Below are 9,258 nucleotides of genomic sequence, written 5' to 3' on the forward strand. Positions count from 1 at the left end.
GGCCCCCCCCGCCCCGCCCCCGGGGGGCGGGCCACCGGGGGGTGGGGGGGGTGGGGGGGGCCCTGCCCCCCCCCCCCCCGCACGGACTGCTTCCCCGGCTGCGCGGTGGTCAGCTTCCGGTGCAGGTGGCGGTGGCGCCGCTGCCGGTCCCGGTGCCCTGGAACCCGAAGCTGGTGCCCTGTCCGGCACCGAGCCGTCCGTTGTAGCTCTGGTTGGTGACGGTGATGGTGCCGCTGGTGCCGGTGGCGACCCCGTTCCACACCGAGCTGACCGCTGCGCCGCCCGGCAGGGTCAGGGTGACCCGCCAGCCGGTGAGCGCGGCGGACCCGGCGGTGACGCTGACGTTGGCGACGAACCCGCCGTTCCACTGGTCCTGCACGGCGTAGACGGCGGTGCAGCCGGCGCCGCCGGGCGGGGGAGTGGTGGGCGGGGGCGTCGTCGGCGGAGGCGTCGTCGGTGGCGGGGTGGTGGGCGGTGGGGTCGTCGGCGGGGGAGTGGTCGGCGGTGGGGTGGTGGGGGGTGGGCCGTCGAGCGTCAGGTTCTTCTGCTGGACGGTCCACTGGGTGCGGCACAGCCCGCAGTTCGCGCCGACGAAGTTGCCGCCGGCGGTGGTGTCGCCCTTGAGCCGCCACTTGAGGTAGAGCACCGCGACCCGGCCGAACTCGCCGCCGTTGGGCTGGTCGTAGGTGCCGCCGTGCCCGACGTTCAGGTTGCCCATGAAGGCCGGCAGCCCGGCGGGCAGCTTGCCCCAGTCGTCCATGGCGTTGGGGTAGGCGATGTCGCTGGGCCCGCCGACGAAGTAGGCGATCGGTTTGGTGAGCCGCCGGAGCTGGTAGTCGTCGGCGTCGTTGAGCAGACCGCTGCTGAAGATGCCGGTGGTGGTCACCCGGGGGTCGTTGGAGACCGCGTACGCCTCCAGGCCGCCGCAGGAGAAGCCCGCGACCGCGACCTTGCCGGTGTCGATCCGGTTGTAGTACTTGCTGCCCTGGCGGGAGTTCTCCGCCACCGCCCAGTCGATGGACTGGGTGAGCATCTGCGAGTTGGTGGAGCCGGAGGCGTTCGGGCCGCCGTTGGCGATGGCCAGGAAGCCGTGCGAGGCGATCTCACGCAGGAAGTTGCCCTGCGAGAGGCCGTTGGCCGAGCAACCGCCGTTGCCCCACACGAAGATGGGCAGGCGCTCGGTCGGCAGCGTCTGGGGCCGGAAGATGGTGTGGTTGGGCAGGCTGGTCGAGGTCTCGTAGTCGGCGGGGTAGGGCCCCGAGCCGCCGACTGCGGCATCGGCCGGCGTCGCGCCGAGTGCCATCAGCACGGCGGCTGCCGGCACGAGCGCGGCGGTCAGGCCCGCGTAGAGCTTCGATCTCCTTGGCATGCACCCTCCTGCGGGTGTCGGCGGTGGCACCCCTGCGGTGGCGGGTCTGCCGCCGGGCCCGACCAGGGTGGTCAGCACCGGCGACGGGGCGGGCCGACGTGGACGCGTCGACCGCCCGGCCGCAGTCCCCACAGGCGGTCGCGGTATGCAGTTACTATCACCGGGGCAACGAAAAGTGTCAATGCGTTGCCCGCTCGGCGGGTCCGGTGCGATGTCCGTGCGGAGGCGGTCAGCCGGTGCCGCGCGGGTCGCCGGCCGGTTCCGGCCGGTCGCCCGGCGCGTCGAAGTGGGTGATCCACCGGGCGGCGTCCGGCCAGTGCGCAGCGGTCACCTCGACCAGCCGGGCCCGGGCGAGCGCGCCGAGCCGGGCGTGGACGTCGAGGAAGGTCTCCCGGGCCTGACCACGGGGCCAGGGCTGTGGCAGCAGGTGCGCGGGCAGATCCGGGTCGGTGTCGGCGAACCGACGCCAGGCGTCCATCGCGGAGGTGCGCGCCACCAGCGCGGTGGCCGGGTCGACCAGGCCCCGACGGGCCGCCGCCCGCACCGGCGCGAACCGCGCGACGAAGGCCGTGTAGCCGGCTGCCAGCCCGGTCAGGTCGTACGCGGCGGCCGGGCCGTGCGGTCCGGCCTCCTCGTCGAACCGGACGTGCAGCACCGACCAGCGGGCCCCCGCGACGGGTTGCAGCAGCGACTCCAGTTCCGCCCGGACCGGTGTGGCATGGACGCCCGGCCGGATCCACACGCTGTCGTAGAGGCCCACGAAGCCGTGGGCGGTCAACGCCCGGCGTACCGCGTGCCGGTACGCCCGGCCGGAGCCGGGGATCGAGAAGGAGACCAGCACCCAGTCGCCGGTCCAGTGCGGCGGCTGTGCGCCGAAGGTCAGGAAGTGCCGCATCCGGGAGCGGTGCCGGGCGATCGCCGCGGGCGTGAGGTGGTAGACCGGCGGCCGGGTGTCGCCCCGGGTGGCGATGAGACCCCGCTTGACCAGCCGGGACAGTGCGGCACGGGCACTGGGCTCGGTGACCCCGAACTCCCGCAGCATCGCGATAACCGCCGCCGACGGCAGGTCGGCGTCCGCGGAGTCGAGGTACTCGCCGAGCACGGTGGCCAGCAGGTGCTGTGGGCTCGACCCGTGCTGGGCCCGGGGGGTGCGGACGTCGGGGGCTGGCTGTTCGGCGGTCACCCCGTCAGATTCTCGCACCACCGTACGGTCGACGCCGCCGACCGGTCCGCCCGTGGGGCCGCCGGGCCGCCCGTCGGCGGGACGTCCCCGGTGGCCCACGGCGGTTCGGTCAGTGGCCCATGACCAGGTCCATCACCTCGCTACGCAGCTTGCCGAAGAGCGGCTCCTGCTTGGTGAGGATCTGGTCGCGGTCGCGGGGCAGCGGCACGTCCACGGTCGCCTTCACCGTCGACGGGCCCTTGCTGAGCACCACCACCCGGTCGGAGAGGTAGACCGCCTCGTCGATGTCGTGGGTGATGAACAGGACCGACTTGTTCCACTCCCGCCACACCCGCAGGGTGAGGTCCTCCAGGCTGATCCGGGTCTGCGCGTCGACCGAGGCGAACGGCTCGTCCATCAGCAGGATCTTCGGCTTGTTGATCAGCGCGCGGGCGATGGCGACCCGCTGCTGCATGCCGCCGGAGAGCTGCCACGGGTACTTGCCGATCACCGAACGGGGCAGCCCGACGGCCTCCAGCAGGCTGTCCACCGCGCTGCTCACGGTGGCCCGGCTCGCCCCGGTACGGCGCAGCGGCAGCCCGATGTTGCGCTCGACGGTGAGCCACGGGAACAGCGAGCGGCTGTAGTCCTGGAACACGATCGCCATGTCCTCCGACGGGCCGTCGCCGATGGTCTCGCCGAACGAGCGGACCTCGCCGGTGCTCGGCCGCATCAGCCCCGAGATGCAGTTGAGCAGTGTGGTCTTGCCGCTGCCCGAGGGCCCGACGATGGACACGAACTCGCCCGCGTGCACCTGCAGGTCGACCTGTTCGATCGCCAGGTGGTCGACCCCGTTCGTCGTGTACGTCTTGGACAGTCCCGCCACGACCAGCGCGGCCGAGGTGTGCTCCGGGTCGCTCATGCCGATCTCCCTACCGTCGGTCGCCCGCGGAGCGCCCACCGCTCGTACAGGCCGAAGAGTGCGTTGAACAGGATGCCGATCGCGCACGCCATCACCACCCCGGCGAACATCCGGGGGGTGTCGAACTTCTGCTGCTGGAGCAGGATCTGGTAGCCGACCCCCGAGGTGGAGGCGTACAGCTCGGAGCTGACCATCAGGACCACCGCGATGCCCAGGCTGACCCGCGCGCCGGCCAGGATGCGCGGCAGCGCCGCCGGGAGCACGACGAACCGGAAACGGTCCACCCGCCGCAGCCCGATCGCGCGGGCGCTGTTGAGGGCCAGCCGGTCGACGTTGGTCACCCCGTCCATCGTGTTGAACACGACCGGCCAGATCGAGCCGAACGCGATGACGAAGATGGGCATCCGGTCGTTGATCCCGAGCAGCACGATCGCGATCGGGATGAGCACCACCGCCGGGGTGGCGACGCCGAGGCGCACCACCGGCGCGCACAGCCACTCCAGGCGTCGGCTGCGGCCCAGCGCCACGCCGACCACGGTGCCCACCGACACCGCCAGGGCGTAGCCGACGAGCAAGCGGAACATGCTCGCGCCGACGTCCGCGACGAACGCGTCGGAGGCGAACAGCCGGTGCGCCGGCCCGCTCCACCACAGGTCGACGAACGCGCCGGCGACCCGGCTGGGCGGCGGGGTGAACGACGAGTCCCGCCAGCGCAGCAGCACCTCGGCCACGAGCACCAGGGCGAGCACGAGCCACGTGTAGGACACCACTCGGATGAGGAACCTGCGCACTGTCTACTCCTGCCCGGACGGACGCCAGCGGATGACGCGTCGCTCGGTGAGCTGGGCGGCGATGTTGAGCACCATGCCGGTGATGCTGACCGCGAGCACCCCGGCGTAGACCGCGTCGGCCCGCTGCGCCTCCTGGTAGCTGACGAGCACCGTGCCGACGCCGGTGGTGGCCCCGAGCAGTTCGGCGCTGAGGGTCACCACGAACGCGATGCCGGTGGCGATCCGGATACCGGTCACCACGTACGGCAGGGTGGTCGGCAGCAGCACCCGGCGCATCGTCTCCACCCGGCCGAACTTCAGCGCCTGGGCCACCCGCAGCGCCAGCGGTTCGACGCTGCGTACCCCGTAGATGGTGTTGACCAGGAGGATCCAGAAGACCGAGAAGGTCACCACCGAGATCTTCATCTGCGGGCCCAGCCCGATCAGGACGATCGCCGCCGGGATCAGCGTCACCACCGGCATCGCCCGCCCGATGTCGATCACCAGGGAGCTGGCCCGGGCCAGCGGTTCGAGGTAGCCGATCAGCAGGCCCAGCGGGATGCTGATGACCACCGCGAGGCCGAGGCTGACCGCCCAGGTGGCGAGCGTGTCGAGGTACTCCCGGACGAAGTCGGCGTCCCCGAGCAGGCTCGCGAACGCCCGCCCGACGGCGACCGGGCCGGGCAGCCCGGAGGCGGGCACCACCCCGGCTGCGGCGACGGCGGCCCAGCCGGCGACCAGCAGGCCGAGACCCGCCGCGCCCCAGATCACCGGCTGGCCGCGCCGCAACGCGGTGCGGACGGCGCCCATCAAGCCGACTCGTGGACGAGGCCGGAGGTGTCGACCTTGGTGCTGATCGCGCCGAACTCGTGCGCGAGGTCGGCCATCTTCTGCAGCGCCGCGCGGTCCACCTCGCTGGACAGCTCCTCGAACTGGCTGGCCCGGATCGCCTCGACGGTCGTCTTGCCGAAGTCGGCCGCCATCTGCTGCCACTCCGCCTCGTTGGCCGGGTCCTTGATCTGGCGCAGCGACTCGTCCATGGCGGCCCGGAACTTCGCGATCTTGTCGGCGTTGGCGGCGACGAACTTCTCCGAGGCGACGTAGTCGGCGTAGTTGATCCGCCCCTGCACGTCGGCGTACGGCTCGCCGAGCCAGACCGCGCCGCCCTCGCGGACCAGGGTCTGGCCGATCGCCCCGCTGGCGTTGATCGCGTCGACCGCGCCGCCCTTCAACGAGGTGGCCATCTGCGCGCTCGGGATGTTCACGTACTTGATCTTCTTGTCGTCGCAGCCGGCCTTGCGGACGGCGGCGCTGGTGTAGACCTGGCCGGGACCGTTGAGTTCGGTGACGCCGACGGTCCTGCCCACCAGGTCGCAGTAGGTCTTCGCGCCGCTCTTCGTACCGGCGAAGACGCCCCGGCTGCGGGTCGGGTCGGGTGGGGTGGGGTTGAAGTACGCACCCATGACGATCTTGACCTTGACCCCCTGCGAGGCGGCGACGATGGCCCCCCAGCCGCCGGAGAAGGCCAGGTCGACCTGGCCGGAGTCGGCCGCGGCGACGGCGGACGAGGCGGACGCGAGGGTGACCGGCTCCACGGCGATGCCGTGCTTGGCGAAGAGGCCCTTCTTCAGCGCCCAGACCAGGGTGATCTCGTTGGGGAAGCCGATCTGGGTGACCTTCAGCGGCTCGCCGAGCGAGGCGTCGGCGGGGGCGCCCGATCCACCGTCGGAGAAGCAGCCGGACAGGGCGAGCGCGCTGACGGCGACCAGCGCGACGCCCAGCCGTCCGCGCCGCAGCGGTCCACCGTGCCGACGGCGGTGCGGGGCGCGGTCGTGCTCGTGACGGGGTCCGTCGGCGGCCCGATCTCCCGGTGTGCGCGCCTTCGAGTCCACAAAGAAGAAAGCCATGGGGGTGTCCTCCAGTGAGTTGACAGGCATCCCGAGGGTGTGTGCGCCTCGGCCGGCGCGGACACCAACGCCGCGGACGCCGCAGGTGGGGCCGGCGGTGATCCGCGATCGCTGACGGGGCCTGATGGGGGATGAGGAGGGTGCGGCGGTACCCGACCGGTGTCGCCGATCGGACGTGGTGGGTGACGCGGGCCGGTGTCGCCAGGACTTCACGGCAGGCGGCGGGATGACCGGCGCCTCGGTCACGGGCACGAGGAAGGGTGGCGGCCGTGCCGACGGTGGAGCTGCGTTGACGGGTGCCGAAATACTCTATGCGAGACGGCATCTTGTCAAGCGATCCACGAGGCATCTAGTCCGCGTTCGCGCACCTCGCGGCCGGTGTGGTGCCGTCGCGGCGACCGTGGCGTGGGGTTGACAGCACCTGCATGATGGGTAAATCTATCGCTATCCGAGATGGCGTCTCTCTTTTTGATACAGACTGCCCCGGCCGACGACCCGCACGAGCATCACCGCGATCCGGGCGCAGGAAACTGGCGAACGAACAGCGAGGTTCAGCCGTGACCAACCAGCAGGACGTGGACGTGACGATCACCGGTCGGGCCGTGCCGGGATCCGACCGGATTCTCACCCCGGAGGCGGTGGCCTTCCTCGCCGGACTGCACCGCCGCTTCGGGGCCCGACGCGACGAACTCATCGCGCTGCGCGTCGCCCGACAGGCCGAACTGGACGCCGGGGCCGTGCTCGACTTCCTCCCCGAGACCGCGCACGTGCGCGACGCGGACTGGCGGGTCGCACCCCCGGCCCCCGGCCTGGTGGACCGTCGCGTCGAGATCACCGGCCCCACCGACCGCAAGATGACGATCAACGCGCTGAACTCCGGCGCCAAGGTCTGGCTCGCCGACTTCGAGGACGCCATCACCCCCACCTGGGAGAACGTCATCTCAGGTCAGGTCAACCTCGTCGACGCGCTGGACCGCACCATCGACTTCGGCACCCCCGACGGCAGGTCCTACGCCCTCGGCGACGACCCCGCGACCATCGTCGTACGGCCCCGGGGATGGCATCTGGACGAGAAGCACCTGCACGTCGACGGGCAACCGGTGGCCGGCGCGCTCGTCGACTTCGGGCTCTACTTCTTCCACTGCGCCCGGCGGCAGCTCGACGCCGGCCGGGGCCCCTACTTCTACCTGCCCAAACTGGAGAGCCACCGGGAAGCTCGACTGTGGAACGACATCTTCGTCTGGGCCCAGCGTGAATGCGGCATCGCGCAGGGCACCATCCGGGCCACCGTGCTGATCGAGACGATCCCGGCCGCGTTCGAGATGGACGAGATCCTCTACGAGCTGCGGGAGCACTCGGCCGGGCTGAACGCCGGCCGGTGGGACTACCTGTTCAGCATCATCAAGAAGCACCGCAACCGGGGCACCGACTTCGTCCTGCCCGACCGCAACTCGGTCACCATGACCGCGCCGTTCATGCAGGCGTACTGCGAACTGCTGGTGCGGACCTGCCACCGGCGCGGCGCCCACGCCATCGGCGGCATGGCGGCCTTCATTCCCAGCCGCCGCGACGACCAGGTCAACGCCACCGCCCTGGCCAAGGTCCGCGAGGACAAGACCCGCGAGGCGACGATCGGGTTCGACGGGTCGTGGGTGGCGCACCCGGACCTCGTCCCGCTGTGCCGGGAGGTCTTCGACGGCTTCCTGGCCGACGCGCCGCACCAGCTCGACCGCACCCGCGACGACGTCACGGTCGACGCCGCCGCGCTGCTCGACGTCCGGTCGGCCGGCGGGCAGGTCACCGAGGCCGGCCTGCGCAACAACGTCAGCGCCGCCCTGCAGTACCTCGCGGCCTGGCTCGGCGGCCTGGGCGCGGTCGCGATCTTCAACCTGATGGAGGACGCCGCCACCGCCGAGATCGCCCGCTCCCAGGTGTGGCAGTGGGTGCACAACGACGTCGTCCTGGCTGACGGGCGGCCGGTCACCCGGGACCTGGTCGAGCAGGTGATCGACGAGGAGACCGCCACGATCGCCGCCGCCCGGGGACCGGCGTTCGACGCCGCCGGCTACGCCGCCGCCCGGGACCTCCTCGTCGAGGTGAGCCTGGCCGACGAGTTCGTCGAGTTCCTCACCCTGCCCGCCTACGCGCGGATGTCCTGAACAGTCATCGAGGAAAGGATCTGATGTGGTCGAGATCGTGGGTGGCCCCGCGGCATGGCGGGGGCCGGACATCGTGGACAGTCCGGAATGGAAGATCGAACTGACCGACGCGCACGTCGCCGAACTCATGGCCGCCCTGGCGGCGGTGGACCGGCCCGACGTCGGCCTGCGGGACGTCACGAAGGAGAACTTCGTGCTGCCCACGCTCGCCCCGGTGCTCGCGGGCGTGGTCGACGAACTGGTCGACGGTCGCGGCTTCGTGCTGGTGCGCGGGGTGCCGGTCGAGCGGCTGAGCGAACGGCAGGCCGAGCTGATGTACTGGGGCATCGGGCTGCACGTGGGCATCCCGATCCACCAGAAGACCGAGGACGACCTGCTCATCCACATCCGGGACCAGGGCGTCGACCGCAACGACCCGCTGGTGCGCGGCTTCCAGACCAGCGCCCGGCTCGACTACCACGCCGACTCCTCCGACGTGGTGGCGCTGCTGTGCATCCGCCCCGCCATGTCCGGCGGGGTCAGCACGATCGTCAGCGCGGTCGCGGTCCACGACGAGATCGTCCGCCGCCGACCCGACCTGGCCGAGGTGCTGTACGCCGACTGGTGGCACGACCGCCGCTCGGGTAACGGCCCGGAGAGCTTCTTCCAGTGCCCGATCTTCGGCCGCAACGACGACGGCAAGCTGTTCGCGCACTACGGCCGCGCGTACATCGAGTCGGCACCCCGGGGCGAGGGCGTGCCCGACCTGACCCCCGCCCAGATCGAGGCGATGGACCTGCTCGACGAACTCGACAACTCCGACGGGTTCGTGCTCAACATGAACTTCGCCCCCGGCGACATCCAGTTCCTCAACAACTACACCATCATGCACGCGCGCACCGACTACCAGGACCACCCGGAGCCGGAACGCAAGCGGGACCTGATCCGGCTGTGGCTGGTCATCGACCGTGACCTCGGTCTGCCGCCGGC

At 71.5% G+C, this 9,258-nt stretch carries 8 protein-coding genes; 2 read left to right on the forward strand and 6 right to left on the reverse strand.

The annotated features are described in order from the left end of the window. Window positions 1-109 precede the first annotated feature (109 nt). From ACOJTC_RS22970 to ACOJTC_RS22995, 6 genes are all read right to left on the reverse strand, one after another. Entirely contained in the window at window positions 110-1,369 is a 1,260-nt protein-coding gene (locus ACOJTC_RS22970; protein ID WP_420118440.1) for a cellulose binding domain-containing protein, read from the reverse strand. Window positions 1,370-1,598: 229 nt separating this feature from the next. Further along, window positions 1,599-2,570 (reverse strand): PaaX family transcriptional regulator C-terminal domain-containing protein, encoded by a 972-nt coding sequence (locus tag ACOJTC_RS22975; RefSeq protein ID WP_420118441.1) that lies wholly within the window; start codon window positions 2,568-2,570, stop codon window positions 1,599-1,601. 91 nt (window positions 2,571-2,661) lie between these two features. After that, window positions 2,662-3,453: an ABC transporter ATP-binding protein gene (locus ACOJTC_RS22980; RefSeq protein ID WP_420118442.1), complete on the reverse strand. Its 792-nt coding sequence runs from the start codon at window positions 3,451-3,453 to the stop codon at window positions 2,662-2,664. Next, complete coding sequence (locus tag ACOJTC_RS22985; RefSeq protein WP_420118443.1) at window positions 3,450-4,220, reverse strand: ABC transporter permease; 771 nt, start codon at window positions 4,218-4,220, stop codon at window positions 3,450-3,452. The genes ACOJTC_RS22980 and ACOJTC_RS22985 overlap by 4 nt, the downstream gene beginning before the upstream one ends. A 27-nt stretch (window positions 4,221-4,247) precedes the next feature. Continuing rightward, on the reverse strand, window positions 4,248-5,033 hold the full coding sequence (locus tag ACOJTC_RS22990) for an ABC transporter permease (RefSeq protein WP_204926571.1): 786 nt from the start codon (window positions 5,031-5,033) through the stop codon (window positions 4,248-4,250). After that, window positions 5,033-6,130: an ABC transporter substrate-binding protein gene (locus ACOJTC_RS22995; RefSeq protein ID WP_420118444.1), complete on the reverse strand. Its 1,098-nt coding sequence runs from the start codon at window positions 6,128-6,130 to the stop codon at window positions 5,033-5,035. The genes ACOJTC_RS22990 and ACOJTC_RS22995 overlap by 1 nt, the downstream gene beginning before the upstream one ends. Window positions 6,131-6,687: 557 nt before the next feature. Between ACOJTC_RS22995 and aceB the strand changes: the two genes are divergently transcribed. Continuing rightward, complete coding sequence (gene aceB, locus ACOJTC_RS23000; RefSeq protein ID WP_420118445.1) at window positions 6,688-8,289, forward strand: malate synthase A; 1,602 nt, start codon at window positions 6,688-6,690, stop codon at window positions 8,287-8,289. 25 nt (window positions 8,290-8,314) lie between these two features. Next, a partial coding sequence (locus ACOJTC_RS23005; RefSeq protein ID WP_420118446.1) for a TauD/TfdA family dioxygenase occupies window positions 8,315-9,258 on the forward strand: 944 nt, incomplete at its 3' end.

Origin of the sequence: Micromonospora sp. (assembly GCF_048594385.1) — a bacterium.
Classification (GTDB): Bacteria; Actinomycetota; Actinomycetes; order Mycobacteriales; family Micromonosporaceae; genus Micromonospora; species Micromonospora wenchangensis.

Bases quoted from the DNA above. Each gene is read 5' to 3' on its own strand.
- ACOJTC_RS22970 (WP_420118440.1), bottom strand. From the start codon at position 1,369: ATGCCAAGGAGATCGAAGCTCTACGCGGGCCTGACCGCCGCGCTCGTG.
- ACOJTC_RS22980 (WP_420118442.1), bottom strand. From the start codon at position 3,453: ATGAGCGACCCGGAGCACACCTCGGCCGCGCTGGTCGTGGCGGGACTG.
- ACOJTC_RS22990 (WP_204926571.1), bottom strand. From the start codon at position 5,033: ATGGGCGCCGTCCGCACCGCGTTGCGGCGCGGCCAGCCGGTGATCTGG.
- ACOJTC_RS22995 (WP_420118444.1), bottom strand. From the start codon at position 6,130: ATGGCTTTCTTCTTTGTGGACTCGAAGGCGCGCACACCGGGAGATCGG.